The sequence below is a fragment of the Qipengyuania sp. MTN3-11 genome (genome assembly GCF_042851825.1).
Classification (GTDB): domain Bacteria; phylum Pseudomonadota; class Alphaproteobacteria; order Sphingomonadales; family Sphingomonadaceae; genus Qipengyuania.
Genome location: NZ_BTGM01000004.1, coordinates 258,948 through 284,674, shown reverse-complemented (window position 1 = coordinate 284,674; position 25,727 = coordinate 258,948). Strand labels below are relative to the sequence as shown.

At 64.4% G+C, this 25,727-nt stretch carries 29 protein-coding genes; 28 read left to right on the top strand and 1 reads right to left on the bottom strand.

The window, feature by feature from the left end:
- Nucleotides 1-11: 11 nt before the first annotated feature.
- The 26 genes from ACGHN1_RS14200 (at nucleotide 12) to ACGHN1_RS14075 (ending at nucleotide 21,518) form a co-directional block, all read left to right on the top strand.
- The gene (locus tag ACGHN1_RS14200) at nucleotides 12-1,478 is read left to right on the top strand and encodes a coniferyl aldehyde dehydrogenase (protein ID WP_390551518.1); all 1,467 of its coding nucleotides are present in this window, start codon (nucleotides 12-14) and stop codon (nucleotides 1,476-1,478) included.
- Between the two features lie 119 nt (nucleotides 1,479-1,597).
- The gene (ndhC, locus tag ACGHN1_RS14195) at nucleotides 1,598-1,972 is read left to right on the top strand and encodes an NADH-quinone oxidoreductase subunit A (RefSeq protein ID WP_390551517.1); all 375 of its coding nucleotides are present in this window, start codon (nucleotides 1,598-1,600) and stop codon (nucleotides 1,970-1,972) included.
- Nucleotides 1,963-2,547 (top strand): NuoB/complex I 20 kDa subunit family protein, encoded by a 585-nt coding sequence (locus ACGHN1_RS14190; RefSeq protein WP_390551516.1) that lies wholly within the window; start codon nucleotides 1,963-1,965, stop codon nucleotides 2,545-2,547. The genes ndhC and ACGHN1_RS14190 overlap by 10 nt, the downstream gene beginning before the upstream one ends.
- Nucleotide 2,548: 1 nt before the next feature.
- On the top strand, nucleotides 2,549-3,391 hold the full coding sequence (locus tag ACGHN1_RS14185) for an NADH-quinone oxidoreductase subunit C (RefSeq protein ID WP_390551515.1): 843 nt from the start codon (nucleotides 2,549-2,551) through the stop codon (nucleotides 3,389-3,391).
- Entirely contained in the window at nucleotides 3,388-3,900 is a 513-nt protein-coding gene (locus tag ACGHN1_RS14180; RefSeq protein ID WP_390551514.1) for a hypothetical protein, read from the top strand. The genes ACGHN1_RS14185 and ACGHN1_RS14180 overlap by 4 nt, the downstream gene beginning before the upstream one ends.
- A complete protein-coding gene (locus tag ACGHN1_RS14175) occupies nucleotides 3,897-5,114 on the top strand; it encodes an NADH-quinone oxidoreductase subunit D (protein ID WP_390551513.1) in 1,218 nt (405 codons plus the stop codon). Before ACGHN1_RS14180 ends, ACGHN1_RS14175 begins: the two co-directional genes overlap by 4 nt.
- The gene (locus tag ACGHN1_RS14170; RefSeq protein WP_390551512.1) at nucleotides 5,111-5,287 is read left to right on the top strand and encodes a hypothetical protein; all 177 of its coding nucleotides are present in this window, start codon (nucleotides 5,111-5,113) and stop codon (nucleotides 5,285-5,287) included. Before ACGHN1_RS14175 ends, ACGHN1_RS14170 begins: the two co-directional genes overlap by 4 nt.
- Nucleotides 5,280-5,948, top strand: coding sequence for an NADH-quinone oxidoreductase subunit NuoE (gene nuoE / locus ACGHN1_RS14165; RefSeq protein ID WP_390551511.1), 669 nt, complete (start codon nucleotides 5,280-5,282; stop codon nucleotides 5,946-5,948). The genes ACGHN1_RS14170 and nuoE overlap by 8 nt, the downstream gene beginning before the upstream one ends.
- The gene (locus ACGHN1_RS14160; RefSeq protein WP_390551510.1) at nucleotides 5,948-6,112 is read left to right on the top strand and encodes a hypothetical protein; all 165 of its coding nucleotides are present in this window, start codon (nucleotides 5,948-5,950) and stop codon (nucleotides 6,110-6,112) included. The genes nuoE and ACGHN1_RS14160 overlap by 1 nt, the downstream gene beginning before the upstream one ends.
- Nucleotides 6,112-6,252: a hypothetical protein gene (locus ACGHN1_RS14155; RefSeq protein WP_390551509.1), complete on the top strand. Its 141-nt coding sequence runs from the start codon at nucleotides 6,112-6,114 to the stop codon at nucleotides 6,250-6,252. The genes ACGHN1_RS14160 and ACGHN1_RS14155 overlap by 1 nt, the downstream gene beginning before the upstream one ends.
- Nucleotides 6,249-6,443: a hypothetical protein gene (locus tag ACGHN1_RS14150; protein WP_390551508.1), complete on the top strand. Its 195-nt coding sequence runs from the start codon at nucleotides 6,249-6,251 to the stop codon at nucleotides 6,441-6,443. Before ACGHN1_RS14155 ends, ACGHN1_RS14150 begins: the two co-directional genes overlap by 4 nt.
- Nucleotides 6,430-7,722 carry an NADH-quinone oxidoreductase subunit NuoF gene (nuoF, locus tag ACGHN1_RS14145; protein WP_390551507.1) on the top strand — a complete coding sequence of 431 codons (1,293 nt, stop codon included), beginning with the start codon at nucleotides 6,430-6,432 and terminating at the stop codon, nucleotides 7,720-7,722. The genes ACGHN1_RS14150 and nuoF overlap by 14 nt, the downstream gene beginning before the upstream one ends.
- Nucleotides 7,719-8,348, top strand: a complete 630-nt coding sequence (locus tag ACGHN1_RS14140; RefSeq protein ID WP_390551506.1) for a hypothetical protein — start codon at nucleotides 7,719-7,721, stop codon at nucleotides 8,346-8,348. Before nuoF ends, ACGHN1_RS14140 begins: the two co-directional genes overlap by 4 nt.
- A complete protein-coding gene (gene nuoG, locus ACGHN1_RS14135) occupies nucleotides 8,341-10,329 on the top strand; it encodes an NADH-quinone oxidoreductase subunit NuoG (RefSeq protein ID WP_390551505.1) in 1,989 nt (662 codons plus the stop codon). The genes ACGHN1_RS14140 and nuoG overlap by 8 nt, the downstream gene beginning before the upstream one ends.
- The gene (locus ACGHN1_RS14130; protein WP_390551504.1) at nucleotides 10,329-10,505 is read left to right on the top strand and encodes a hypothetical protein; all 177 of its coding nucleotides are present in this window, start codon (nucleotides 10,329-10,331) and stop codon (nucleotides 10,503-10,505) included. Before nuoG ends, ACGHN1_RS14130 begins: the two co-directional genes overlap by 1 nt.
- On the top strand, nucleotides 10,502-11,551 hold the full coding sequence (gene nuoH, locus ACGHN1_RS14125; RefSeq protein WP_390551503.1) for an NADH-quinone oxidoreductase subunit NuoH: 1,050 nt from the start codon (nucleotides 10,502-10,504) through the stop codon (nucleotides 11,549-11,551). Before ACGHN1_RS14130 ends, nuoH begins: the two co-directional genes overlap by 4 nt.
- On the top strand, nucleotides 11,548-12,033 hold the full coding sequence (gene nuoI / locus ACGHN1_RS14120; RefSeq protein WP_390551502.1) for an NADH-quinone oxidoreductase subunit NuoI: 486 nt from the start codon (nucleotides 11,548-11,550) through the stop codon (nucleotides 12,031-12,033). The genes nuoH and nuoI overlap by 4 nt, the downstream gene beginning before the upstream one ends.
- A 39-nt stretch (nucleotides 12,034-12,072) precedes the next feature.
- On the top strand, nucleotides 12,073-12,693 hold the full coding sequence (locus tag ACGHN1_RS14115) for an NADH-quinone oxidoreductase subunit J (protein ID WP_390551501.1): 621 nt from the start codon (nucleotides 12,073-12,075) through the stop codon (nucleotides 12,691-12,693).
- Nucleotides 12,690-12,995 (top strand): NADH-quinone oxidoreductase subunit NuoK, encoded by a 306-nt coding sequence (gene nuoK / locus ACGHN1_RS14110; protein WP_390551500.1) that lies wholly within the window; start codon nucleotides 12,690-12,692, stop codon nucleotides 12,993-12,995. Before ACGHN1_RS14115 ends, nuoK begins: the two co-directional genes overlap by 4 nt.
- 6 nt (nucleotides 12,996-13,001) lie before the next feature.
- Nucleotides 13,002-15,065: an NADH-quinone oxidoreductase subunit L gene (nuoL, locus tag ACGHN1_RS14105; RefSeq protein WP_390551499.1), complete on the top strand. Its 2,064-nt coding sequence runs from the start codon at nucleotides 13,002-13,004 to the stop codon at nucleotides 15,063-15,065.
- On the top strand, nucleotides 15,065-16,606 hold the full coding sequence (locus ACGHN1_RS14100) for an NADH-quinone oxidoreductase subunit M (RefSeq protein ID WP_390551498.1): 1,542 nt from the start codon (nucleotides 15,065-15,067) through the stop codon (nucleotides 16,604-16,606). Before nuoL ends, ACGHN1_RS14100 begins: the two co-directional genes overlap by 1 nt.
- A complete protein-coding gene (nuoN, locus tag ACGHN1_RS14095) occupies nucleotides 16,606-18,069 on the top strand; it encodes an NADH-quinone oxidoreductase subunit NuoN (protein ID WP_390551497.1) in 1,464 nt (487 codons plus the stop codon). Before ACGHN1_RS14100 ends, nuoN begins: the two co-directional genes overlap by 1 nt.
- Nucleotides 18,066-18,803: a biotin--[acetyl-CoA-carboxylase] ligase gene (locus ACGHN1_RS14090; protein WP_390551496.1), complete on the top strand. Its 738-nt coding sequence runs from the start codon at nucleotides 18,066-18,068 to the stop codon at nucleotides 18,801-18,803. The genes nuoN and ACGHN1_RS14090 overlap by 4 nt, the downstream gene beginning before the upstream one ends.
- A complete protein-coding gene (locus ACGHN1_RS14085) occupies nucleotides 18,804-19,595 on the top strand; it encodes a type III pantothenate kinase (RefSeq protein WP_390551495.1) in 792 nt (263 codons plus the stop codon).
- Complete coding sequence (locus ACGHN1_RS14080; RefSeq protein WP_390551494.1) at nucleotides 19,592-21,241, top strand: ribonuclease J; 1,650 nt, start codon at nucleotides 19,592-19,594, stop codon at nucleotides 21,239-21,241. The genes ACGHN1_RS14085 and ACGHN1_RS14080 overlap by 4 nt, the downstream gene beginning before the upstream one ends.
- A gap of 4 nt (nucleotides 21,242-21,245) precedes the next feature.
- Nucleotides 21,246-21,518, top strand: coding sequence for a DUF1467 family protein (locus tag ACGHN1_RS14075; RefSeq protein ID WP_390551493.1), 273 nt, complete (start codon nucleotides 21,246-21,248; stop codon nucleotides 21,516-21,518).
- 3 nt (nucleotides 21,519-21,521) lie between these two features.
- On the opposite strand, the gene ACGHN1_RS14070 is transcribed toward ACGHN1_RS14075, so the two are convergent.
- Nucleotides 21,522-24,077, bottom strand: coding sequence for an ATPase (locus ACGHN1_RS14070; protein ID WP_390551492.1), 2,556 nt, complete (start codon nucleotides 24,075-24,077; stop codon nucleotides 21,522-21,524).
- A 68-nt stretch (nucleotides 24,078-24,145) separates the two neighbouring features.
- Here ACGHN1_RS14070 and ACGHN1_RS14065 point away from each other — a divergent pair, with 68 nt between their 5' ends.
- Together ACGHN1_RS14065 and ACGHN1_RS14060 are read left to right on the top strand one after the other, a co-directional pair.
- Nucleotides 24,146-24,457 carry an Hpt domain-containing protein gene (locus ACGHN1_RS14065; RefSeq protein WP_390551491.1) on the top strand — a complete coding sequence of 104 codons (312 nt, stop codon included), beginning with the start codon at nucleotides 24,146-24,148 and terminating at the stop codon, nucleotides 24,455-24,457.
- Between the two features lie 101 nt (nucleotides 24,458-24,558).
- Complete coding sequence (locus ACGHN1_RS14060) at nucleotides 24,559-25,719, top strand: hypothetical protein (protein WP_390551490.1); 1,161 nt, start codon at nucleotides 24,559-24,561, stop codon at nucleotides 25,717-25,719.
- The last annotated feature ends 8 nt before the right edge of the window (nucleotides 25,720-25,727 follow it).

Below are 25,727 nucleotides of genomic sequence, written 5' to 3'. Positions count from 1 at the left end.
GATGCGACTTAGTGTTGCGCCGCAGCGAAGGCAAATGGAGAGCAGGGATGGCCGAGGATCGGACGAGCGAGATGGAAGCGGCGCTGCGCAAGCAGCGGGCCGCCCACAACCAGATGCGGCCCGAGCCGATGGGCCTGAGGAAGAACCGCATCGAACGCGCGATCAAGCTGCTCAAGGATCACGCCGATGATCTGTGCCGGGCGATGAGCGCGGATTTCGGCAACCGCAGCCCGCAGCAATCGATGATGACCGATATCGTCGGGACGGTGAACTTCGGCAAATATTGTCTCAAACACATGGACAGATGGGCGAGAGCGGACAAACGCCATGTCCAGTTTCCGCTCGGTCTGCTGGGCGCGAAGGCCGAGGTCCGCTACGAGCCCAAGGGCGTGATCGGCATCCTCTCGCCGTGGAATTTTCCGGTGAACCTTACCTTCGGCCCGCTGATGCAGGTCTTTGCCGCGGGCAACCGGGCCATGATCAAGCCGAGCGAATTCACCGAGAAGACCAGTATCCTGATGGAGCGGCTGATTGCGGACAACTTCACCCCCGACGAATGCGTCGTGTTCACCGGCGGTCCCGACGTCGCCGCAGCCTTTGCCGAACTGCCCTTCGACCACCTCGTCTTCACCGGATCGACCGGAACCGGGCGCAAGGTGATGGAAGCCGCGGCGAAGAACCTCGTCCCCGTAACGCTGGAACTGGGCGGCAAGTCGCCGGTGTTCCTGGGCGAGAGCGCCGATTTCGCCAAGGCGGGCGAGCGGATCGCGATGGGCAAGATGATGAACGCGGGGCAGATCTGCCTCGCCCCCGACTATCTCTACGTGCCCGAGAGCAAGGCCGACGAGGCGGTCCACGGCGTATGGCAGGGGACGGCCGACATGTATCCTTCGCTCCTGGAGAACGACGACTACGCCAGCATCGTCACCGACCGGCATTTCGACCGTCTGCAATCGATGGTCGAGGACGCCCGCGACAAGGGCGCGGAGGTGATCGAGGTCAATCCCGGAAACGAGGATTTCTCGAACACCAACGCCCGCAAGATGCCGCTGACGATCCTCAGGAACGTGACCGACGACATGCAGGCGATGCAGGAGGAAATTTTCGGGCCGGTGCTGCCGGTCAAGACCTACTCCCATATCGACGAGGCGATCGATTATGTGAACGAGCGCGACCGGCCGCTGGGGCTCTATTACTTCGGCTCGGATTCGAACGAGGAGGAGAGGGTTCTGCGCAAGACCATCTCCGGGGGCGTCACCGTCAACGATGTGATCTTCCACGTCTCGATGGACGATCTGCCCTTTGGCGGGGTCGGACCGAGCGGGATGGGCAGCTATCACGGTGTCGAGGGCTTCCGCGAATTCAGCCATGCCCGCAGCATCTACAGCCAGCCGAAGATCGACTTGGCCAAGCTCGCCGGCTTCAAGCCGCCCTATGGTGGCAAGACCGACAAGGCGATCGCAGGACAGATGAAATAGAAGCACGGGAAACCGCGCGGATTGCACTGTCCCCACCCCTTGCACCCGTGCGGCTAGGGGCCTAGAGCGCCACCCGAACCTGCCACCCGAAACCGCCCCCAAAGGCTTGGAAATCCCCCGTGGTCGACCTTTCGCAATACCTGCCCATCCTGATCTTCCTGTTCATCGCCGTCGGTCTGTCCGCCGCCTTCGTGTTCCTGCCGATGGGCGTCAGCCGGCTGACCGGGACGCACAACCCGACGGCGGAGAAATACAGCGAATACGAATGCGGCTTCCCCGCCTTCGAGGAGCCGCGCAGCCAGTTCGACGTGCGCTTCTATCTGGTCGCGATCCTGTTCATCATCTTCGATCTCGAGGCGGCATTCCTGTTCCCTTGGGCGGTGAGCCTCGACCTCACCGGCTGGCCCGGCTGGATCACCATGATGGTGTTCCTGGGAGAACTGATCGTCGGCTTCGCCTACGCCTGGAAAGTGGGAGCGCTGGAATGGGAGTAGACCACAGCCCCACCAATCCGAATCTCAACCCGGCGCTGCATGATGCCCCGACGGCGCAGGGCGGGCAGGTCCTGCGTCCCGACCAGGATTTCTACGATTCCCTTTCTTCCGAGGTGAACGACAAGGGTTTTCTCGTTACCAGCACCGAGGAGCTGTTCCAGTGGGCGCGCACCGGCAGCCTGTGGTGGATGACCTTCGGCCTCGCCTGCTGCGCGGTGGAGATGATCCACGTCAACATGCCGCGCTACGACATGGAGCGGTTCGGCGTCGCCCCGCGCGCGAGCCCGCGCCAGAGCGACGTGATGATCGTCGCCGGCACGCTGTGCAACAAGATGGCGCCGGCGCTGCGCAAGGTCTACGATCAGATGTCGGACCCCAAATACGTGATCAGCATGGGCAGCTGCGCCAATGGCGGCGGCTATTATCACTACAGCTACAGCGTCGTGCGCGGCTGCGACCGGATCGTGCCGGTCGACATCTACGTGCCCGGGTGCCCCCCGACCGCGGAGGCGCTGCTCTACGGCGTGATGCAGCTCCAGCGGAAGATCCGCCGCGTGGGGACGATCGAGCGGTAATATGGCCGTCCTGCATTCCGCACCGCGCTTCACCCGCATCGAAGGGCTGAAGGATACGCTTTCGAAGGCGATCGGCGAGCATCTCGTCGAGGCGCACGAGGAGCATGGCGAGCTGTTGCTGACAGTGAAGCGCGACAGCATCGAGACGGTGCTGCGGACGCTGCGCGACGAACACGCTTATCAGCAGCTGATGGAGATCGCCGGGGTCGATTACCCCAGCCGGCCCGAGCGGTTCGAAGTGGTCTACATGCTGCTGTCGGTGACGAAGAACAGCCGGATCATGGTCAAGGTCACCGCGAGCGAGGACACCCCGGTGCCGACCGCGACCACCCTGTGGCCCAACGCCGGCTGGCTCGAGCGCGAGGTGTTCGACATGTACGGCGTGCTTTTCGATGGCAACACCGATCTGCGCCGCATCCTCACCGACTACGGCTTCGAGGGCCATCCCTTCCGCAAGGACTTCCCGCTCACCGGTTACGTCGAGCTGCGCTATTCGGAAGACCAGAAGCGCGTCGTCTACGAACCGGTCGATCTGCCGCAGGATCTGCGCCAGTTCGATTTCATGAGCCCCTGGGAAGGCGCGGACTACGTGCTTCCGGGCGACGAGAAGGCGGACACCCCGCCGGTCGATGATCCCAAGGTGACCGAGAAGCCCTCCGACACCGGCGCGGGTGCCAAGACCGACGAGGAAGCGGCCGAAAAGGTCAGCGCCGGCTCGCCCGCGGAGGAGGATGCGGGTGAGGATCGCACGCCGCCGCCGGCGCCGACGGAGGACCGCGCGGACCGCCCCAAGCGCAAGGGCAAGACCACCGATACCGACGATGCGACCGAGGTGAAGAAATGAGGGCCGCCGTTATCCCGGCTGCTTTGCTTCTCGCCGCCTGTGGCTCGCAGGCGCCCGACGGCACCGAGTCCGCAGAGGACTACGCGGCGCGCGTAGGTGCCAGCGGTTCGGCGGCGGAGGGTGCCGCGCGCCCCAATGCCGCCCAGCCGGTCGCTCCCCCGGCGGGAAGCGATGCCCGTCGGCTCGAACGGCTTGGAGACATTTCCAGCGTGAATCTCGGTCTGCGCGACGGAGCCTGCACCTTCAGCGCGGACGGCGAAGCGCTGCTCGTCGCCGCCGCCCCGTCGGAACAGACCTTGCCCGGCAAGGCGACGGTGCGGATCGGCGGGCAATTGCTCCTGCTCGACGCGCTTCCCGGCGGACTGGACGAGGTGCGCCAAGGCACAACTTTCCGGGGCGAGGGCTTCACCGCCGAACTCGCGCGCGCAGCCAACGACAACGCCGAACTGACGATCACCGACCAGGAAGGCGAGGCACGGATCATCGCCGGAAAGTGGGCCTGCACATGAGCGCCGCCATGCAACTCGAGAAATCGCCCACCACCGGCGACGAGACGATCACCAATTACACGATCAATTTCGGGCCGCAGCACCCGGCCGCGCACGGCGTGCTGCGCATGGTGATGGAACTCGACGGCGAGATCATCGAACGGATCGATCCGCATGTCGGCCTGCTCCACCGCGGCACCGAGAAGCTGATCGAGCACAAGACCTATCTCCAGGCGCTGCCTTATTTCGACCGGCTCGATTATTGCAGCCCGCTGGCGCAGGAATACAGTTACGTCCTCGCAATCGAGAAGCTGCTCAACATTGCCGTGCCGGAGCGGGCGCAGTATCTGCGCGTGCTGTTTGCCGAGCTGACCCGCATCTGCAACCACCTGCTCAATATCGGCGCGCATGTGATGGATGTCGGCGCGATGACGCCCAACCTGTGGGTGTTCGAACTGCGCGAGGATTGCCTCAATTTCTTCGAGCGGATGAGCGGCGCGCGGATGCACCACGCTTACCTCCGCCCCGGCGGCGTACACCAGGACGTGCCCGAAAAGCTGCTGGTCGATATCGGCGAATGGCTCGACACCCGCTTCCCCGAACTCTTCGGCGACGCGATGAGCCTCGTCACCGACAACCGCATCTTCAAGCAGCGCAATGTCGATATCGCGGTGGTGGGCAAGGACGACGCGCTGGCCTGGGGCTTCTCCGGCCCAATGATCCGCGCTGCCGGAATTCCGTGGGATTTGCGCAAGAGCCAGCCCTACGATGTCTACGACCGGATGGAATTCGACATTCCGGTGGGCACCAATTCGGATTGCTACGACCGCTTCATGGTCCGCGTGAAGGAGTGCTACGAAAGCAAGAAGATCATCAAGCAGTGCCTTGCAGAAATCCCGCAGGGCCCGGTGGCGAGCGACGACCGGAAGGTGGTTCCGCCCAAGCGCGCTGAGATGAAGCAGTCGATGGAAGCGCTGATCCACCACTTCAAGCTCTACACCGAAGGCTTTCATGTGCCCGCGGGCGAAGTGTATGTCGCCACCGAAAGCCCCAAGGGCGAATTCGGCGTCTACCTCGTCAGCGACGGCAGCAACAAACCCTATCGCTGCAAGATCCGCCCGACGGCCTTCAGCCACCTGCAGGCGATGGATTTCATGTCCAAGGGTCACATGCTACCCGACGCAACTGCCATTCTCGGCGCGATCGACGTGGTGTTCGGGGAGTGCGACCGGTGAGCAGGCTCAGTTTTTTCGTGGCGGCTCAGCTTGCCTTGGCAAGCCTGCTCCTTCTCGATTTGGTGGATATGATTAACCTTGGCGTCATGATTTGGCCCGTGGCCGCTTTGGGAATTCTCGGCTCAATCTTCATCATGAACGAGCAGCATTCGCGCAGGTCCTCCAATGGCTGAGCGCGCGCCCGCACCCGATACCCCCGAACTGCGCGAACGTTGGGGAGGCTTCGAGTTCACCGAGGCCTACCGCGCCCGCGCGGACAAGGCGATTGCGCGCTATCCCGAGGGGCGGCAGCGCTCGGCGGTGATGCCGCTGCTCGACCTTGCCCAGAGGCAAGTCGGTGAGGAAACCGATACGCAGGGCTGGCTGCCGCTGCCGGTTATCGAATACGTCGCCGACTATCTCGACATGCCGGTGATCCGCGTGCTGGAGGTCGCGACCTTCTATTTCATGTACAACCTCGTGCCGGTCGGGAAGTACCACGTGCAGGTCTGCGGCACGACGCCATGCATGCTGCGTGGCTCGGACGCGCTGTTCGAGACATGCAAGGCGCGCGGGATGCGCAAGGGCCAGGTCTCCGAAGACGGGCTGTGGACGCTCACCGAAGTCGAATGCATGGGCAATTGCGCCACCGCGCCGATGGTTCAGATCAACGACGACAATTACGAGGATTTGACCCCCGAACGCCTCGACACTATCCTCGATGCGCTGGCCGCGGGCGAGCAACCGAAGCCCGGCACACAGGAGCCCGGCCGTCACACCAGCGAACCCGCCGGCGGCCCGACCACGCTCAAGGAAATGGTCGACGCCAACCACGATTACCGGGGGGATTGGTGATGTCCCCCAAGCTCATGTACCAGCTCGCCTCGGTCCTGTTCTTCGTCGCCGCGATCGGTTTCTTCGTCGCCAACAACGTTGCGCTCGGCGCGACCTTCATCGCGCTCGGGGCGGCGTTCCTCGCCATTTCGAACAGCAAGGCGGGCAAGGGCGGGGGCAGCTGATGGACATCGTCACCATCCTCGTCGCGCTCGTCCTCATCTTCATCGCGTGGAAGGTGCTGATGGGGGTGATCAAGTTCGGCGCGATCGCGCTGATCGTCGTCGCCGCGATCTGGTTCCTCTCCACGGGGGGCATGGCATGAACGCGCCCATGCTCCGCACCCTCAGCCGCGTCGCCGCGGTCGCTGCGCTGGTTGGCCTGGTGCTGCTGGTCTACGGGCTGGCCACCGGGGGTTCGCCGGCCGGACCCTCGGCGCTCGTCCTGATCGCCATCGTGCTGTTCTTCACCTTCCGCCATCTGCTCAACAAGGACGGCACCGATGCTGGCCGATAAGGACCGGATCTTCACCAATCTCTACGGCTTCCAGGACTGGGGGCTGAAGGCGGCGCGCGAGCGTGGCGACTGGGACGACACCAAGGCGCTGATCGCGCGCGGCCAGGATTCGATCATCGAGGAGATGAAAGCGAGCGGGCTGCGCGGGCGCGGCGGGGCGGGGTTCCCAACGGGGCTCAAATGGTCTTTCATGCCCAAAGAGAGCAAGGACGGACGGCCGAGCTTCCTGGTCATCAACGCCGACGAATCCGAACCCGGTTCGTGCAAGGACCGGGAAATCATCCGCCACGATCCGCACAAGCTGATCGAAGGCGCTCTGGTCGCCGGCTTCGCCATGCGGGCGCGGGCGGCCTATATCTACATTCGCGGCGAATACATCCGCGAGGCCGAGACGCTGCAGGCTGCTATCGACGAGGCCTATGACGCCAAGCTGATCGGCAAGAACGCCAGCGGTTCGGGCTACGATTTCGACGTCTTCCTGCATCGCGGCGCGGGCGCCTACATCTGCGGCGAGGAAACCGCGATGATCGAGAGCCTGGAGGGCAAGAAGGGCCAGCCGCGCCTCAAGCCGCCGTTCCCGGCCGGGGCGGGGCTCTACGGCTGCCCGACCACGGTCAACAATGTCGAGAGCATCGCCGTGGTGCCGACCATCCTGCGGCGCGGTGCGAGCTGGTTCGCGGGTTTCGGTCGCGAGGGCAATGCCGGCACCAAGCTGTTCCAGATCAGCGGCCATGTCGAACGGCCCTGCGTGGTCGAAGAGGCGATGAGCATACCGTTCAGGGAGCTGATCGAGAAACATTGCGGCGGCATCACCGGCGGGTGGGACAACCTCCTTGCGGTTATCCCCGGCGGTTCCTCGGTCCCTCTGGTTCCCGCCGAGCAGATCATGGACTGCCCGATGGATTTCGACGGGCTCAAGGAGGTCGGCTCCGGCCTCGGCACGGCGGCGGTGATCGTGATGGACAAGTCGACCGATATCGTTCGCGCGATCAGCCGCATCAGCTATTTCTACAAGCACGAGAGCTGCGGCCAGTGCACCCCCTGTCGCGAGGGCACGGGCTGGATGTGGCGGATGATGGAACGCCTGCGCACCGGCGACGCCGCGATCGAGGAGATCGACATGCTCCAGCAGGTGACCAAGCAGGTCGAAGGCCACACCATCTGCGCATTGGGCGATGCGGCGGCGTGGCCGATCCAGGGCCTCATCCGCCATTTCCGGCCCGAACTCGAGCGCCGGATCGAGGAACACAACGCGAAATTCCTGGAGGCTGCGGAATGAAAACTCTCACTGCCCTGTCCGTTTTGTTCGTCGCCGCTGGTATGACGGTGCCCGCCGCGGCCCAGGATGGGTCTCCTAGCGATTCTGCCGCCCGTGAAGCACTCGACGGGTACGGAAAGTGTGTCGCCGAACGTAACGGAAGCGAGGCACGGCGCGTTCTGACGCAGGATTTCCGGTCGGCCACGTACCGGACCGGCCTCAAATTGCTGTCGCAGGCTGCGGAGCGCGATTGTGCCGAGCGCGTCGGGCGGGCCAATGTCATGCGCAGCGCCAATCTGCTCTTCGCCGGCGCGGTCGCCGAGAACCTGCTCGAAACCGATGCGGAGCCGCTCAATGTCCGGCTGATCCGCGCTTCGGAAAACGAAGCGCAGGCTTTCGCTCCTACCGATGCGGTGGCACAATGCCTGGCGCGTTCGATGCCCGATCAGGTCGCAATCCTTTTCGGGACCCGCCCGGGTTCGCCCGAGGAAACCACGGCCATCGCTCCTTTGACGGCTGCCGTCGCGCCTTGTTCGGACGCTGCGAAGGTCGGGTCGCGGGTCGAGGTGTCGGCGTCCGCCATGCGCGCCATGATCGCCACTGCCGCACTGCGCCTGATCGAAGGTTCGGGAGATACCGATGCCTAAAGTCACCGTTGACGGAAAGGAAATCGAAGTCCCCGACGGCGCGACCGTGCTGCAGGCCTGCGAGATGGCCGGGAAGGAAATTCCGCGCTTCTGCTATCACGAGCGGCTGAGCATCGCGGGCAATTGCCGGATGTGTCTGGTCGAAGTGAAGCCCGGACCGCCCAAGCCGCAAGCCTCCTGTGCGCTGCCCGCAACCGATGGCCAGGAAATTCGCACCGACAGCCAGATGGTCAAGACCGCGCGCGAGGGGGTGATGGAGTTCCTGCTCATCAACCATCCGCTCGACTGCCCGATCTGCGACCAGGGCGGCGAATGCGACTTGCAGGACCAGTCGATGACCTACGGTCGCGGCGCGACCCGCTATCGCATGAACAAGCGGGCGGTGACGGAGAAATACATGGGTCCGCTGATCAAGACGATCATGACTCGCTGCATCCACTGCACCCGCTGCGTGCGCTTTTCCGAAGAGATCGCCGGGGTGGACGAGATCGGCGCGCTTGGCCGCGGCGAGGACATGCAGATCACCACCTACCTCGAACAGGCGGCCGAGCACGAGCTGTCGGCCAATGTGATCGACCTGTGCCCCGTGGGCGCTTTGACCTCGCGTCCCTATGCCTTCGAGGCGCGGCCCTGGGAACTGCGCAAGACGCTGAGCATCGACGTGTCCGACGCGGTCGGCGCGAACATTCGCCTCGACAGCCGCGGGCGGCAGGTGATGCGCGCGCTTCCGCGGATCAACGACGAGGTCAACGAGGAGTGGATCTCCGACAAGGCGCGCTACCAGGTGGATGGCCTGAGCAGGCGCCGGCTCGACAAGGTCTTCATCCGCCGCAAGGGCAGGCTCGAGGCTGCCGGTTGGGACGAGGCCTTCAAGGCGATCGCCAAGGCGAAACCCGGCAAGTCGATCGCGGCCATCGCCGGCGACCTCGTCGACTGCGAGACCATGTTCGCGGCGAAGGCGCTGCTGAAGGCGCTCGGCTCGGACATGCTGGAAGGCCGTCAGACCGGGATGGATTACGACGTTTCGAACCTCGCCGCTGTCAATTTCAACTCCACGCTGGCGGGTATCGAGAACGCCGATGCGATCCTGATCGTCGGCAGCCATGTCCGCTGGGAAGCGCCCCTGGCCAACGTCCGCCTGCGCAAGGCGGCGAAGCGCGGCGCAAAGGTCTTTCTGGTCGGCCCGCAGTGGGAAACCACCTATCCGGCGGAGTTCGTCGGCACCGATCTCGGCGTGCTCAACGATCTGCCCGACCATGTCGCCGAAGCTTTCACCAAGGCGGAGAAGCCGGCAGTGATCGTCGGCGGCGCGGGCCTCAAGGGCGCGCACGGCAAGGCCTTGGCGCTGGCAAGCGCATGGGGCGCGGAATTCAACGTGCTGCACATGTCCGCCGCGCGAATGGGCGGGTTGATGCTCGGCTTCGCGCAGAAGGGCGGTATGGCGGATATCGCCAGAGCCAGCCCGAAAGTCCTGCTCAGCCTCGGCGCGGACGAGATGGATTATGCGCCCTTCGCCGACAGCCTCAAGGTCTATATCGGCCACCACGGCGACAAGGGCGCGCATGCCGCCGACATCGTCCTGCCCGGCGCGAGCTATGCCGAAAAGGATGGCACCTACGTCAACACCGAAGGACGGGTGCAGTTCGCGGAGAAGGCCGTGTTCGCTCCGGGAGACGCGCGCGAGGACTGGACGATCCTGCGCGCGCTGGCCGATGCGCTGAAGGTCGATGTCGGCTTCAACTCCTTCGCCGAACTCCAGAACGCGATGATCCGCGACGTCACGGCGCTGGGTGAGGAAGGGCTGGCCGATTACGGTACGCTTCCGAAGGCCGACGTGAAGGCCAAGGCCGAGGGATCGATCGACGCCTATCCGATCCAGGATTTCTACCTCACCAACCCCATCGCCCGCGCCAGCGCGGTGATGCAGCAATGCTCGGCCGAGCTGCTCCACGGCGCTGGTATGCTGGAGGCCGCGGAATAATGGCCGTGCCCGTCATCCCCCTCGCCTTCGTCGGCTTCGCTTCCTACGCGGTATGGAAGGCGTTTCGCGACGATCGCAGCCACCGCGCCGGATCGCACAATGGTTGGCGCAACGAGGCGTTTTCGAAGACCGAGGATTCCAAGCAACGCGATCGTGCGAAGGAGAAACGGAAATGACCGCTTTCTTCGACCAGTGGTTCACCTACGAGGCGTCTTGGACCATCGCGACCATCGCCGGCATCCTGCTGATCGCGCTGCCGCTGATGCTGGCGGTGGCGATGGTGATCTACGTCGACCGCAAGGTCTGGGCGGCAATCAACCTGCGGCGCGGCCCAAATGTCGTCGGGCCCTTCGGCCTGCTGCAGAGCTTTGCCGACGGGCTGAAGGTGTTCCTCCAGGAAACCATCGTCCCGAGCGCGGCGAACAAGGGCATCTTCATTCTCGCGCCGATCGTCACCTTCACCGTGGCGCTGGCCGCCTGGGCGGTGATCCCGTTCAGTGCGACCGCGGTGCTGGCGGACATCAATGTCGGCCTGCTCTACATTCTCGCGATCAGCAGCCTGTCGGTTTACGGCGTGGTGATGGCCGGGTGGGCCAGCAACTCGAAATACCCGTTCTTCTCGGCCATGCGTGCCGCCGCGCAGATGATTTCCTACGAGGTCTCGATCGGCTTCATCCTGATCTGCGTCGTGCTCTATGCGGGCACGTTCAACCTCAACGAGATCGTTGTCAGCCAGACCGGGCATGGCTTCGGCATTGTGAATGCCTATGCCTTCAACCTGCTGCTCTTCCCTATGTGGGTGATGTTCTTCATCAGCTCGCTCGCCGAAACGCAGCGCGTGCCGTTCGACCTGACCGAGGCGGAAAGCGAGCTCGTCGCGGGCTACCAGACCGAATATTCGTCGATGAGCTTCGCGCTGTTCTGGCTCGGCGAATACGCCAACATCCTGCTGATGTGCAGCCTCAACACCCTGTTGTTCTTCGGCGGGTGGCTGCCGCCGCTCAACGTGGACCTGATCCCGTGGTTCGACGTGCCCGGCATCGTCTGGTTCCTGGGCAAGACGTTCTTCTTCTTCTTCATGTTCAGCTGGGTCATGGCGACCGTGCCGCGCTATCGCTACGACCAGCTGATGCGGCTCGGGTGGAAAGTGTTCCTGCCGCTCAGCCTGCTCTTCGTCGTTCTCATTTCCGGGTGGCTCATGGCCACGGGACATTATTCATGACCATCGCATCGACCATCAAGGCCTTCACCCTGTGGGAGTTCGTCAAGGCGCATGCCCTGACGTTGAAGTATTTCTTCAAGCCCAAGGTGACGATCAACTACCCGTTCGAGAAGAACCCGCTCAGCCCGCGCTTCCGCGGCGAGCATGCGCTGCGCCGCTATCCCAATGGCGAGGAGCGCTGCATCGCGTGCAAGCTGTGCGAGGCGGTCTGCCCGGCGCAGGCGATCACCATCGAGAGCGAGCCGCGCGAGGACGGCAGCCGCCGCACCACGCGCTACGACATCGACATGACCAAGTGCATCTATTGCGGCTTCTGCCAGGAAGCCTGCCCGGTCGATGCCGTGGTCGAGGGGCCGAATTTCGAATACGCCACCGAAACCCGCGAGGAGCTGCTCTACGACAAGGCCAAGCTGCTCGCCAATGGTGACAAGTGGGAGCGGGCCATCGCCGCGAACCTTGAAGCCGATGCACCCTATCGCTAACCGCCGCGCAACCGAATCCCGGGGCTTTTCAATCCACGCATGATCCACACAATCGCCTTCTACCTGTTCGCGTCACTGATGCTCGCTTCGGCGGTGATGGTGATCACTGCGCGAAACCCCGTGCACAGCGTGCTGTGGCTGATCCTCGCCTTCTTCAATGCGGCGGGGCTGATGGTGCTGGTGGGCGCGGAGTTCATCGCGATGCTGCTGGTCATCGTCTATGTCGGCGCGGTCGCGGTGCTGTTCCTGTTCGTCGTCATGATGCTCGACATCGATTTCGCCGAGCTACGCGCCGGGTTCATTAGGAATGCACCGCTGGGGCTGGTGATCGCGCTGGTTCTGCTGGCGGAGCTGGTGCTGGGCATTGGTGCCTATCGTGCCGGGCAGATCGATCTCGGAGTGGCGACAGGCGAGGGCGCGGCCGCCATCGGGGCGAGCAACACCGCCGCCATCGGCGCGCTGCTCTATTCCGATTACCTGTTCCTGTTCGAGGCGGCGGGCCTGATCCTGCTAGTGGCGATGGTCGGCGCGATCGTGCTCACACACCGCCCGCCCAAGACCGTGCGCGGTCACCAGGACATCGGCAAGCAGGTCCGCCGCGATCCGGAGGCGGCAACCGTAATGAAGCAGCCGACGATCGGCGAGGGGGTCGAGCTGTGATCGGGATCGAACATTACGTCGTCGTCAGCGCGATCCTGTTCGTGCTCGGCGTGCTCGGCATTTTCGCCAACCGCAAGAACATCATCGTCATCCTGATGTCGATCGAACTCATCCTGCTGGCGGTGAATATCAACCTCGTCGCCTTCAGCGCCTTCCTCGGCGATCTGGTCGGGCAGGTCTTCGCCATGTTCGTGCTGACCGTGGCTGCGGGCGAGGCGGCAATCGGCTTGGCGATCCTGGTGATCTATTTCCGCGGGCGCGGCACCATCGCCGTCGACAGCGTCGATCGGTTGAAGGGGTAATCACGCGTGCAGACGTCGATCCTCCTCATCGTTTTCCTGCCGCTGCTCGCCGCGATCGTCGGTGGGCTCGGCAATCGCGCGCTCGGTAATGTCGTGGTCAAGTCGATCACGATCGGCGCGCTGTTCGTATCCTGCGCGCTGTCCTGGCCGATATTCCTCGGCTTCGTTTCGGGCGATGCGAGCGCCACCGTGGTGCCGGTGCTGCAGTGGGTGCAATCGGGCGACCTCAGCTTCGACTGGGCGCTGCGGGTCGATACGCTGACGGCGGTCATGCTGGTGGTGATCACCACCGTCTCTGCGCTCGTGCACCTCTACTCCTGGGGATACATGGCGGAAGACCCCGACCAGCCCCGTTTCTTCGCCTATCTCAGCCTCTTCACCTTCGCGATGCTGATGCTGGTGACGGCGGACAACCTCGTCCAGATGTTCTTCGGATGGGAAGGCGTGGGGCTCGCCAGCTATCTCCTCATCGGCTTCTGGTTCCGCAAGCCTTCCGCCAACGCCGCCGCGATCAAGGCCTTCGTGGTCAACCGCGTCGGCGACCTCGGCTTCATGCTCGGCATCTTCGGGACCTATCTGGTGTTCGGGACCACCTCGATCCCGGAAATCCTTGCCGCGGCGCCAGCCATGTCGGGGGCTACGATCGGCTTCCTCGGCTACCGCGTCCAGACGATGGACGTGCTCTGCATCCTCCTGTTCATCGGGGCGATGGGCAAATCGGCGCAGCTCGGCCTTCACACCTGGCTGCCTGACGCGATGGAGGGGCCGACACCCGTTTCCGCGTTGATCCATGCCGCCACCATGGTGACCGCTGGCGTGTTCATGGTCTGTCGCCTGTCGCCGATGTTCGAGACCGCGCCGGTGGCGCTGGGCTTCGTGACCTTCATCGGCGCGGCGACCTGCATCTTCGCCGCCACCGTCGGCACGACGCAGTGGGACATCAAGCGCGTGATCGCCTATTCCACCTGCTCGCAGCTCGGCTACATGTTCTTCGCCGCGGGCGTCGGCGCATACGGCGCGGCGATGTTCCACCTGTTCACCCACGCCTTCTTCAAGGCGCTGCTGTTCCTCGGCGCGGGCAGCGTGATCCACGCGATGCATCACGAGCAGGACATGCGCTATTACGGCGCGCTCAGAAAGCACATCCCGCTGACCTTCTGGGCCATGCTGGCCGGCACGCTGGCGATCACCGGACTGGGGGTCTACCACCTCGGTATCGGCTTCGCGGGCTTCTGGTCGAAGGACGCGATTATCGAGGTCGCCTTCGCCCGCGGCACCGAAGTCGGCAGCTTCGCCTTCTGGATGGGCGTTTCCGCGGCGCTTCTGACCAGCTTCTACAGCTGGCGGCTGATGTTCCTGACCTTCTGGGGCAAGCCGCGCTGGGCCGACAGCGAGCATATCCAGCACGCGGTCCATGCGGGGCACGACGAGCCGGACGAGCACAATCCGCCGGTGCAGGAAGATGCGGGGCACGATGCGACGCATCACGTGCCCTCCAAGGAATACGAAGCGGGCACCGCCGGCTATCACCCCCATGAAAGCCCACTGACAATGCTCATCCCCCTGGGCGTGCTGTCGCTGGGCGCGATCCTTGCCGGCCAGCTCTTCGCGCCCGCTTTCCTCGACAGCGCGGAATTCTGGAACGGCTCGATCTTCTACAACGAGGCGCTGATCCACGCGATGCACGCTGTGCCCTATCCGGTGAAATACGCTGCGCTGATCGTGATGCTGATCGGGTTTTTCTTCGCCTGGCTGTTCTACATCAAGGACACGTCCAAGCCGGCCAAGGCTGCCGAGCAGCTCGGTCCGATCTACCGCTTCGTCTACAACAAGTGGTACTTCGACGAGCTCTACAATTTCCTGTTCGTGCGACCTGCTTTCTGGATCGGCCGCCAGTTCTGGAAGCGCGGCGACGAGGGCACCATCGACCGCTTCGGCCCCAACGGCGCGGCCTGGGTGGTGCAGCAGGGGGCGGGGCTCGCCCACCGCTTCCAGTCCGGCTACGTCTATAGCTACGCGCTGGTGATGCTGCTCGGCCTCGTCGCGGCTGTCACCTGGGTGCTGTTCTGATGGGCTTCCCGATCCTTTCCCTGATGCTGCTGGTGCCGCTCGCGGCATCGATCGCCTGCCTGTTTCTGGGCGCCAAGACCGCCCGGACCGTCGCACTGGTCGCGACGCTGATCGATCTCGCACTCGGGATCGTGCTCTGGCTCAATTACGACATCGGCGGCGCCCAGTGGCAATTCACCGAGCGGGCCGAATTGTTCGCAGGCTTCGCCTATGCGCTCGGGATAGACGGCATCGCGCTGATGCTGATCATGCTCAGCGTCTTCCTGATGCCGATCTGCATCCTCGCCAGCTGGGACAGCATCGACCGGCGGGTGGGCGAATACATGGCGGCCTTCCTGCTGATGGAAGTTCTGATGCTGGGCGTGTTCATGGCGCAGGACCTTTTCCTGTTCTATATCTTCTTCGAGGCCGGCCTGATCCCGATGTATCTGATCATCGGCGTGTGGGGCGGGGACAACCGCATCTACGCCAGCTACAAGTTCTTCCTCTACACGCTGCTCGGCTCGGTGCTGATGCTGATCGCCATGCTGTGGATGGTGAACGCCGCGGGGACGACCGACATCCCCACGCTGATGCAGTTCGATTTCCCGCCGCAGGCGCAGACCTGGCTGTGGCTCGCCTTCTTCGCCAGCTTCGCGGTCAAGATGCCGATGTGGCCGGTGCACACCTGGCTTCCCGACGCGCACGTACAGGCGCCCACGGCAGGCTCGGTGATCCTTGCGGGCGTGCTGCTCAAGCTCGGGGGCTACGGGTTCATCCGCTTCAGCCTGCCGATGTTCCCCGAGGCCTCCGCGCAGTTCATTTGGCTGGTGTTCGGCCTCAGCATGGTGGCGGTGATCTACACCTCGCTGGTCGCGCTGGTGCAGCACGACATGAAGAAGCTGATCGCCTATTCCTCCGTCGCCCACATGGCGATCGTCACCGCCGGCCTGTTCGCCTTCAACGTCCAGGGGCTGGAAGGCGCGATGATCATGATGCTCAGCCACGGGCTGGTCTCGGGCGCGCTGTTCCTGTGCGTCGGCGTGATCTACGACAGGCTGCACACGCGTGAGATCGACCGCTACGGCGGGCTCAGCATCAACATGCCAAAATATGCGCTGTTCTTCCTGTTCTTCACCATGGCCAGCATCGGCCTGCCCGGCACCAGCGGCTTCGTCGCCGAATTCGTCAGCCTGGCCGGCGTCTATCAGGTGTCGACCTGGGCGACGCTGGTGCTGACGACCGGGATCATCCTGGGCGCAGGCTACATGCTTTATCTCTACCGCCGGGTCGCCTTCGGAATTCAGAAGAACGCGGATGCGGCGGCGATGCCCGATCTCACCGCCCGCGAATGGATCATGCTCGGCCCGATCGCCGCGGCGGTGCTGTGGATGGGGATCTATCCCGAAAGCTTCATGGCTCCGATGCGCCAGGACATCGCTGCGCTCGATGCGCGCCTCGCCCGCGCCGCGCCCGAGGGCGATTCCCGGCCTGCAGTGGGCACGCCGCGAGACCACGCAGCCAATTACGTCGGCGAAGCCGGTGAGGCGGGGGCGCACTGATGGACTATGCAACCTCCTTCTATTTTACCGGCGCGGAAGTCGGGCTGTCGATCGCCGGCCTGGTGCTGCTTCTGGTGGTGGCCTGGACCGGCGAGAAAGCCGCTCGCGGCGTCACCATCGCCGCGGTCGCCGCGCTGTTCGGGGCGAGCTTCTGGGCCGGGCATCTATTGCTCGATCCCGCCTTCGAACTCGGGGGCGACGCCTTCGGCGGGCTTTACCGGATGGACGGCTTTGCCAATTTCGCCAAGCTGCTGATCTATCTTGCGACCATCGCGATACTGGTGGTGACCCCGCGCTTCTTCGATGCGCGCGGGCAATACCGCGGCGAATACCCGGTGCTGATGCTTTTCAACGCGGTCGGCATGAGCATGATGGTCTCGGCCGTCGATCTGATGACGCTGTACATCGGCCTCGAACTGTCGAGCCTCGCGTCCTACGTCCTCGCCAGCTTCCTGCGCAACGACATGCGCTCGAGCGAAGCAGGCCTCAAGTATTTCATCCTCGGCGCTCTTGCGTCCGGCATCATCCTCTACGGGATGAGCCTTGTCTACGGCTTCGCCGGGACGACCGCTTACGAGGGCATTCGCCTCGCCTTCGCTTCGAGCTTCCCCACCGGCGCCCTGTTCGGGGTGGTGTTCGTGCTGGCCGGTCTCGCCTTCAAGGTCGCTGCGGTGCCGTTCCACATGTGGACGCCGGACGTCTACGAAGGCGCACCGACCCCGGTCACGGCCTTCTTCGCCAGTGCGCCCAAGGTTGCGGCGGTGGCGATGCTGGTGCGCATGGCGCTCGATCCGTTCGGCAGCCAGAGCGCTGCCTGGCAGCAGATAGTCATCTTCGCCGCGCTCGCCTCGATCGTGGTGGGCGCGCTCGGGGCGATCGGACAGGAGAATTTGAAGCGCCTGCTCGCCTATTCCTCGATCAACAATGTCGGTTTCATCCTGATCGGGCTTGCCGCGGCGACGCCCTCCGGGGCGAGTGCGACGCTGGTCTATCTGGCGATCTACGTGCCGATGACCATCGGCAGCTTCGTGGCGCTGCTCATGCTGCGTTCGCCGCTGGGCGAGCCGCTCGAAACCTTTGCCGACATTCGCGGCCTCTCGACCACACGCCCGGCGCTGGCGTGGTGTGTGCTGCTGCTGATGTTCAGCCTGGCGGGCATCCCGCCGCTGTTCGGCTTCTGGGGCAAGTTCGTCGTTTTCCAGGCCGCGGTCGAGGCGGACATGATCGCGCTCGCCGCCATCGGCATCGCCGCCAGCGTGATCGGCGCCTTCTATTACCTCAAGTTCATCAAGGTGATGTTCTTCGACGAGCCGCAGGGCGAGTTGGAGACGCGCAGCCCGAAGGGACACTGGGCTGTGCTGGCGATCAGCGCGGCCCTGATGTCGCCGTTCGGATATCTGCTTACGCCGATACTCGGCGAACTCGCCGACCGTGCGGCCAGCGCCCTGTTCTTCGCGGTTTGAGCGTAGCCCCGACGATCCGCAGGGTGGCCGAGACCGGTTCCACCAATGCCGACCTGCTCTCGCTGCTGAGCGCCGGCGATACGGCGCATGAAGGCGAATGGCTCGTTGCCGACCGGCAGGTCGCGGGGCGGGGCAGGCAGGGGCGGGACTGGTTCGACGGCAAGGGCAACTTCATGGGCTCGACCGTCGTCAGGCTCTCGCCCGCCGGCCCGGCCGCATCCACGCTGTCTTTCGTTGCGGCCCTAGCCCTTTACGAAGCCGTCCTCCCGCATATGGCGAGCCCGTCCGCTCTGACGCTCAAATGGCCGAACGACCTGTTGCTCGATGGCGGGAAACTGGCCGGAATTCTTCTCGAGCGGGCCGGCAATGCGATCGTGGCCGGCTTCGGAGTCAATCTGGCAGCAGCGCCTTCCTTGCCCGACCGGCCCACCCGGGCGCTCAGCGATATCGGTCCCGCGCCCGATCGCGAGCTGTTCGCCGACAGTCTCGCCCGATCCTTCGCCACCGAACTCGAACGTTGGCGCAGCTTCGGGCCGGACCCGATCCTGAGGCGCTGGCAGGCGGCGGCCCACCCGGTCGGTACGCCGCTTTCCGTATCACCACCCGGCGAAGGGGGCATTTCCGGGCATTACGCGGGTCTAGAACCCGACGGTGCGCTGCGGCTACGCTTGGCGGACGGAACCATTCGTGCCATCCACGCCGGCGACGTGATGCTCGCCACTGGAGATCGATAGATGCTGCTCGCCGCCGATGTCGGCAACACCAATGTCGTCTTCGCGCTGTTCGATCTCGAGGTGGGTGGCACGCCGGTCATCAAGACCCGCTGGCGTATCGCCACCGACCCCCGGCGCACGGGTGACGAATATGCCGTCTGGCTTTTGCAATTGATGCAGATCGAGGGATATTCGCGCCCCGATGTCGACAGCTTCATCATCGGGTCGGTGGTCCCCCGTGCGATCCACAACCTCACCGTATTTTCGCGCAAGTATTTCGGGGTAGAGCCGCTGATCGCCGGACAGGGCAGGGCGGAATGGGGCATCGCCGTCGATGTCGACCAACCCAGTTCGCTCGGTGCCGACAGGGCGCTCAACGCCATTGCTGCCCATGCCAAATACGATGGCGACCTGGTCGTGGTCGATTTCGGCACCGCCACCACCTTCGATGCCATCGATTTCACCGGTGCCTACAAGGGCGGGATCATCGCTCCGGGCATCAACCTTTCGCTCGATGCTCTGGTCGGCAACACGGCCAAGCTGCCGCGGATCGCCATCGAGAGGCCGGAAACCGACAGCGTGATCGGTCGCAACACCGAGGATCAGATGCTGATCGGCGTCTACTGGGGTTACGTGGCGATGATGGAAGGATTGGTATCGCGGATGAAGAGCGAGATAGGCCGGCCGGCCAAGGTGGTCGCGACAGGCGGTCTGGCACTGCTGTTCGACGAACACACGGATCTGTTCGATGCGGTCGACAGCGACCTTACGCTAGACGGGCTGGCGATTCTCGCCCAGCGGGTGGCCGCTTGAGAAAGGATTTCACGCCCGAAGACGAACTGCTCTTCCTCGCCCTTGGCGGGTCGGGAGAGATCGGCATGAACGTCAACCTCTACGGTTGCCGTGGCAAATGGTTGATGGTCGACCTCGGCATGACCTTTTCCGGCGATCAGTACCCGGGGATCGACCTCGTCTTCGCCGATCTCGAATTCATCGAGGAACGTGCCCGCGATCTCGAGGCCATCGTAATCACTCACGCGCACGAGGATCATATCGGCGCGGTGCCCTATTTTGCCGCCGACCTCGGCGTGCCGATCTACGCGACCCCGTTCACCGCCGATCTGGTCCGCCGCAAGCTCGAGGAAGCCGGCGTCGCGCGGGACGTGGAATTGCACGTCGTCGACGACGATCACGGCCGGTTTGCGGTCGGCCCCTTCGCCGTCACCTATCTGCCGCTCGCGCATTCGATCGCCGAGGGCAACGCACTGCTTATCGAGACACCCTACGGCCACGTTTTCCATACCGGCGACTGGAAACTCGACGAGGATCCGATCATCGGCGAACCCACCACCGAAGAAGAACTGAGCGCGATCGGCGACGAGGGCGTTCTGGCGCTGGTGTGCGACAGCACCAATGTATTCAATCCCGCGCCGAGCGGTTCGGAAGGGGCGGTGCACAAGGGGCTGCTGGAGGAAGTGCAGCGCCATTCCGGCAAGCGCGTTCTGGTTACGACCTTTGCCAGCAACGTCGCGCGGCTCCAGACGTTGGGCGACGTGGCGCGCGAGACCGGCAGACAGCTTTGCGTCGCCGGGCGCTCGCTCGACCGGATCATCGAGGTTGCGCAGGACAACGGCTATCTCGAGGACTTTCCCCAGCCGGTCGATTTCGACACCGCCATGGCTCTGCCGCGCGGCGATCTCCTGATCCTCGCCACCGGTGGGCAGGGCGAACCCCGGGCGGCGCTTTCGCGGATTTCGGAGGACAACCATCCTCTCGAACTCGTCCCCGGCGACGTGGTGCTGTTTTCCAGCCGCCAGATCCCCGGCAACGAACTCGCGATCGGTGCGGTCCAAAACCGCCTGGCTGGGAAGGGGATCACCATGGTGACCGATCGCCAGAGCCTGATCCACGTGTCCGGTCATCCTGGGCGTCCGGAGCTAGAGGCGCTCTATGGCTGGCTGCGACCGGAGATACTCGTACCCGTGCATGGCGAGATGCGGCACATGCAGGAGCAGGCGCGGCTCGGGCAGGCAAGCGGGATCGGCGAGGCGGTCGTTCAACAGAACGGCGACATCGTCCGGCTCGCGCCGGGGGCACCTGGCAAGATCGCAGAGGTGCGAACCGGACGTCTGGTGCTGGATGGAGACATCATCGCTCCCGCCGATGGCGAGGCGGTGACCATGCGCCGCCGCATCGCGCGCGAGGGTGTGGTGGTGGTGACGCTCGCCCAGAACCACCGCCCGCATATCGAACCCGTCGGCCTGCCGCTCGACGAGGATATGGCCGATTTCATCGACGAGGCGCGGACGGACATCGAGAAGGCCATAGGCCGGTTGAAGGGCAAGACGCGCGACGATGCCGGGGAGGTCAAGGAAGCCGCCCGGCTTGCCGTGCGCCGCGCGGCGACCCGCTGGTCCGGCAAGCGCCCTCAGGTTCGCGTCATACTGATGGAGCGATAGAGCCATGCAGTGGACGTCCATCCTGGCGATCTATGTCCTGTTCTGGGTGATCAGCGCCTTCGTCATGCTGCCTTTCGGGGTGAAGACCCACGACGAGCTGGGCATCGACAAGGTCCCGGGCCAGGCCGACAGCGCGCCGGCCAATTTTCGGCCGCGCAGGGTCTTGGTCCGGGCGACTGTGATCGCCGGGTTTCTGACCGCGCTCTATGTCGCCAACTATGTCTACGGATGGATCGGCGTCGAATGGCTCGACGTCTCTCGCCTGACAGCCAGTTGAACGTCAGTCGCGCAGCCGCTGGATCGCCTGGGCCAGCGCGACATAGAGTTTGCCCATGTCCGAACTCAACACCGTGACCCCCAGCGCATGGCCGTCGCGGGTCGAGAGCAGCATCCGCAGCATCGATTCGAAATCGTGGATGTACCGGCTGACATGCTCGCGAAAATCGGGATCGGCATCGAACAGTTCGGCAATCTCGCGCAGTTCGGAATTGTCGAGCAGGCGCACCGCACGCCGGGTGAATATGCCACGGTCGCCGCGCAGATAGGCGGTCCAGGCCGTGTCGGTCACTTCTGTCGATAGCGCCTTGCCGATATCGATGGCGTTGGAGTTGAGACTTTCGGTGATCAGAGCGACGCGGCGCGAAAAACCATTGTTGGCCTGTTCCTCTGCCTGCGCACGTGCATGCGCGACTCGGCTTTCGAGATTGCTGGTGAGGTCGTTCACCTTCGCCAGCTGATCGCGCAACTGGACCGCGGCATCACGCGAAGCTTGCGAGGCGCGCTGAGCGCCCTCCTCGAATTCCGCGATCATTGCGGCCAGTTTGTCGGCCATGGCCCGGTCGATCGCATCGCCGCTCTGCGAAGCCATCGCTTCTGCCAGATGCCGGATCCGATCGGCTTGCCCGTCCTCGATGGTTCCGAGGACCGACTGCGCACGGTGCTGCAGCTCGTCGAGCGCCGCGGTGAGATCGTCGCGGATGGTAGCGATGGTTTCGCGGTTCCTGCCGTCGAAGGCGGTCAGCAACTCGTGAAGGTTCGCCAGCACCTTGCCCTGTTCGGACGTCGTGTCGGCGATCCTCGCGGTGACTTCGTCGAGACCGGTGGCAGCGGAGAGCGACTTCGCCTCTGCCTCGCCCACCGTTTCCGACAAACGATCGCCCGAGGCACTCGCTTCGGACAGCATGGTGGCGAGACCCGCCGCGCGATCGTGAGCCTGCATCAGACGCGTTTCGAAATCGCCGATGGCAGCAGGCAAATCCTCGCGGCTGTGAGTGGCGCTGGCCCGCACCAGTTCGAGCAGTCGTACCGAAGCGTCGGTAAGGTTCGAAAGCGAACGTGCGGTTTCCTCCAGAGCCTCCCTGCTGCCGTCCACCGTTCCGGAAAGATGATCGGCGGATCGCCCGATCGTTTCTTCCGCTCCCTTCGCCCGCTCGGCGATGCTTTCGATCTTACCGGCCAGGAGGTCGAGTTCGTCCCGAAGCCGCTCTCCCGATCCTTCGATGGTTGCGAGATGCACAAGCTCGGTTTCCCGCCGCTCGCCGAAATCCGCGTCGAGCCTTGCCAGTCGTTCCGACAGCCGGGCGAGGGCGGCGTCCTCGGCGTCATCGAGCGCCTTCTGTCGCTCGTCGAGCTTGACGGCGAACTGCCGGTCCCTCTCGGCCAGCAGCCGATCGACATTCTGGGCCTCCGAGATCAGTGCAGCGAGTTTGTCGTTCGAAGCTTCGAGCGCCTGCTCGTCGAGCCTGATGACTTCGGCGACGATTTTCTCGAGTCGGTCCCGCAAGGCGGTATTCTGCGCCTCCCAGATTGCAAGGGCGCGATCCTGCCCATCGCGAATTTGCTCCGAACTCTCGCGGGCTTCCTCGCGCAGCGCGGAAATGCGACGCTCGAGCCCGGCCAGCGCCTCCACCTCGTGCGATCCCAGTTCCGTCCGGAAATTCTCGCCCATGCGACGCAACGCATCGAAGCGCTCTCCGGCCACCTCGCCAAGTCGCTCCGTCGCCTGCGAGAACTCGCACAAGGCGCCATCGATCCTCTCGCACAGCTCCACGACCCGGCGATCACTTTGCGAACCCGCATCGTTCAATCGGTCGAAACCCGACGCGAGGTTCTCCAGGCTCTCGTTCGCCCGCTCGCCGGCATTGCCGATCTGGCTCGCGACATCCCTCGCCGAATTGGCGATCACAGGAAGATCGTTGCGCAGCTTCTCCATGTTGTCCCGCGCGGTGAAGCTGACGTTTGCGATGGTATCGAGCTGCTGCCCGTTATTCGAAATCAGCGATTGGAGATGCCCCGCATGGTCGGACAAGCGCTCCGTCGCGGTCCGCCCCAGGGCGTCCAGGGCGCGGGTCTCGGATTGCAGGAATTCCCGCGCCAGGCTGAGCTCGCGATTGACCACGAGAAGGCGGGTTTCGAGGCGCTCGCTCTCTCGCGAAAGGGCTGCTGCGGCATCGGTATAGCGCGCCGCCTCGCGGGTCGAATTGCGCAGCACCAGCAGCCATACGGCAAGGACGAGGACGACGGGAAGGCTCCATTGCCCGACCCATGCGATCCCGTCCGCCACCGAAGCTCCGGCCATGACCTGACGATGGATTGCCCAGGCGAAAAAGCCGGTCCAGCCGGCGATCAGCAATACGAACAGCGCCGGCAGAATCCAGCGGCGGCGAGTCGATGGAACGACATCGTCGTCGAAGAAATCGTCCTCTACCAAATCGTCGACCGGCGCTTCCTCCTGCGAATCGTCAACCTCGGTATGGGCATCCTCTCCGGATGCCGATTGCGCCGCACGCCTGCGTCCGGCCTCGCCCACCGCGCGAATGTATGAACCGTTCCCCATGAAACCGAAGCTATCACAGATTTGGAAGGGTTGAAGCAGTTTTAACCTTTCCTAGCCAAGCTGGGGCGATGGCCTATGAATTCGGCAATTTCGATACCGCTCTGGCCGCTGCCGCCGGGAACGATGCCGCCATGGCAATGGAATTGCGCCGTGGTTACGCCGAAAGCATTGCGCAGCATGTGGATCTGCTCTCCAGGGCGCGCTGCGACGCAAACTGGGTGACCGCCGCCGCGAGATTACGCAGCCTGGCCGCCGGATTTCATGACGACGGACTCATGGAACTGGCCCAGGCCGCGCTTATGGGGGCACCGGGGGAGCCGACGATCGTCCGGGATATCGAGAACCATCTTCGCGAACTCCGGGGATCGTTGCCGGACTAGCGCCGTGGCGGTTGGTCTGAGCAGGCGGAGCCGCTATCAGGACGGCACTCGCCGGAGCGGCGCCAGCGGAGCGTAAATTGCGAATTGCCCTTTTGACGGCCATGGCCAGGATGCCGGGAACCGACCGTCGCCGGGCGCTCAACTGCTTTCTTGGGCGAAGCGTCCTCTCGCACCAGGTCGACTGCGCGCTCGAATTGGAATGCGAAGCGATCCTGTGCCTCGTCGACGGGGTGGGGCAGGACATCATCGATTGCCAGCATCGGGCCGAACGCGCTGGCGCCCGTTTCCAGACCGTGGGCCATACCCACGCATTGTCCTCCCTGGTCCGGGCCGGGGACGATCTCGTCGTGATCGCCGACGGTCTGCTCGTCGACCCCGAGATCCTCGCGGCGCAACTCGAAAAGCGGCAGGCCCTGGTGACATTGCCGGCCGATGCGGTTGGAGATCGGGATTTCGAGAGGCTGGACGCCGCGCAGGTGTGGGCAGGCGCTCTTCGCATCGGCGGCGACAGCGTCGAACGCCTGCGGCAACTGCCCCCCGACGCCGGAGCCGCATCCGCCTTTGTCCGGATTGCCATGCAGACGGGGGTGGCCAAGGTTCCGCTCGACCCCGCAATCCTGGCCGAGGGTCGCTGGGAGCCTGCCGGACAGGCGGAGAGCGGCAGGCTGCGCGAAACGGCTTGGATCGGTCGCCGCATCGTGCCCGTGGGGTTCGCCGCGCCCGGGCTGGCGGTCGCCGAGCGGCTCGGCTTGCGTCTCGCGCGCGACGTCCTTGGTCGCCGAACCGAGCGGATACCCCTTTTTGCGGCGCTGGGCTTCGGCATGATGGCGGGCATGGCGAGCATCGTCGGCAGGCCGGCCATCGGCCTCGTGCTCGCCCTGCCGATGATGTTCGCTATTCCGATCGCCTCGATGATCGAACGCGTGGGCAAAATCGGAACCCGCGCGCGACGAAGCCTGCCGCTGTTGCGGATCCTTCTCGTGGCGACGGATGTGCTGCTCGTCGCGCTGGCCGCGGCCGCGCTGCCACCAACCGCGGAGGCGGGCTGGCTGAACCTGTTCTATCCGCTGGTGTTGATCCTCGCGCTCCGGGTTGGCCAGCGTTTTGCGGCACCGCACTTGCGCGATCTCTATCGCGATCGCATCCTGCTCGTGGGGATCCTCGCTTTCGCGGCGATCTTCGGGGTGCTATTGCCGGTCGTCGCGGTGCTTTGCGCGCTTGCGCTGGCGGCCGTCCTGATCCCCGATATAACCACGGATTAACCATCGCG

What these genes read in the sequence shown, in the direction of transcription:
- ACGHN1_RS14190 (WP_390551516.1), top strand. Translation starts at nt 1,963, where the DNA reads ATGGGAGTAGACCACAGCCCCACCAATCCGAATCTCAACCCGGCGCTG.
- ACGHN1_RS14185 (WP_390551515.1), top strand. Translation starts at nt 2,549, where the DNA reads ATGGCCGTCCTGCATTCCGCACCGCGCTTCACCCGCATCGAAGGGCTG.
- ACGHN1_RS14180 (WP_390551514.1), top strand. Translation starts at nt 3,388, where the DNA reads ATGAGGGCCGCCGTTATCCCGGCTGCTTTGCTTCTCGCCGCCTGTGGC.
- ACGHN1_RS14175 (WP_390551513.1), top strand. Translation starts at nt 3,897, where the DNA reads ATGAGCGCCGCCATGCAACTCGAGAAATCGCCCACCACCGGCGACGAG.
- nuoE (WP_390551511.1), top strand. Translation starts at nt 5,280, where the DNA reads ATGGCTGAGCGCGCGCCCGCACCCGATACCCCCGAACTGCGCGAACGT.
- ACGHN1_RS14160 (WP_390551510.1), top strand. Translation starts at nt 5,948, where the DNA reads ATGTCCCCCAAGCTCATGTACCAGCTCGCCTCGGTCCTGTTCTTCGTC.
- ACGHN1_RS14155 (WP_390551509.1), top strand. Translation starts at nt 6,112, where the DNA reads ATGGACATCGTCACCATCCTCGTCGCGCTCGTCCTCATCTTCATCGCG.
- ACGHN1_RS14150 (WP_390551508.1), top strand. Translation starts at nt 6,249, where the DNA reads ATGAACGCGCCCATGCTCCGCACCCTCAGCCGCGTCGCCGCGGTCGCT.
- nuoF (WP_390551507.1), top strand. Translation starts at nt 6,430, where the DNA reads ATGCTGGCCGATAAGGACCGGATCTTCACCAATCTCTACGGCTTCCAG.
- ACGHN1_RS14140 (WP_390551506.1), top strand. Translation starts at nt 7,719, where the DNA reads ATGAAAACTCTCACTGCCCTGTCCGTTTTGTTCGTCGCCGCTGGTATG.
- nuoG (WP_390551505.1), top strand. Translation starts at nt 8,341, where the DNA reads ATGCCTAAAGTCACCGTTGACGGAAAGGAAATCGAAGTCCCCGACGGC.
- ACGHN1_RS14130 (WP_390551504.1), top strand. Translation starts at nt 10,329, where the DNA reads ATGGCCGTGCCCGTCATCCCCCTCGCCTTCGTCGGCTTCGCTTCCTAC.
- nuoH (WP_390551503.1), top strand. Translation starts at nt 10,502, where the DNA reads ATGACCGCTTTCTTCGACCAGTGGTTCACCTACGAGGCGTCTTGGACC.
- nuoI (WP_390551502.1), top strand. Translation starts at nt 11,548, where the DNA reads ATGACCATCGCATCGACCATCAAGGCCTTCACCCTGTGGGAGTTCGTC.
- ACGHN1_RS14115 (WP_390551501.1), top strand. Translation starts at nt 12,073, where the DNA reads ATGATCCACACAATCGCCTTCTACCTGTTCGCGTCACTGATGCTCGCT.
- ACGHN1_RS14100 (WP_390551498.1), top strand. Translation starts at nt 15,065, where the DNA reads ATGGGCTTCCCGATCCTTTCCCTGATGCTGCTGGTGCCGCTCGCGGCA.
- nuoN (WP_390551497.1), top strand. Translation starts at nt 16,606, where the DNA reads ATGGACTATGCAACCTCCTTCTATTTTACCGGCGCGGAAGTCGGGCTG.
- ACGHN1_RS14085 (WP_390551495.1), top strand. Translation starts at nt 18,804, where the DNA reads ATGCTGCTCGCCGCCGATGTCGGCAACACCAATGTCGTCTTCGCGCTG.
- ACGHN1_RS14075 (WP_390551493.1), top strand. Translation starts at nt 21,246, where the DNA reads ATGCAGTGGACGTCCATCCTGGCGATCTATGTCCTGTTCTGGGTGATC.
- ACGHN1_RS14070 (WP_390551492.1), bottom strand. Translation starts at nt 24,077, where the DNA reads ATGGGGAACGGTTCATACATTCGCGCGGTGGGCGAGGCCGGACGCAGG.
- ACGHN1_RS14065 (WP_390551491.1), top strand. Translation starts at nt 24,146, where the DNA reads ATGGCCTATGAATTCGGCAATTTCGATACCGCTCTGGCCGCTGCCGCC.
- ACGHN1_RS14060 (WP_390551490.1), top strand. Translation starts at nt 24,559, where the DNA reads ATGGCCAGGATGCCGGGAACCGACCGTCGCCGGGCGCTCAACTGCTTT.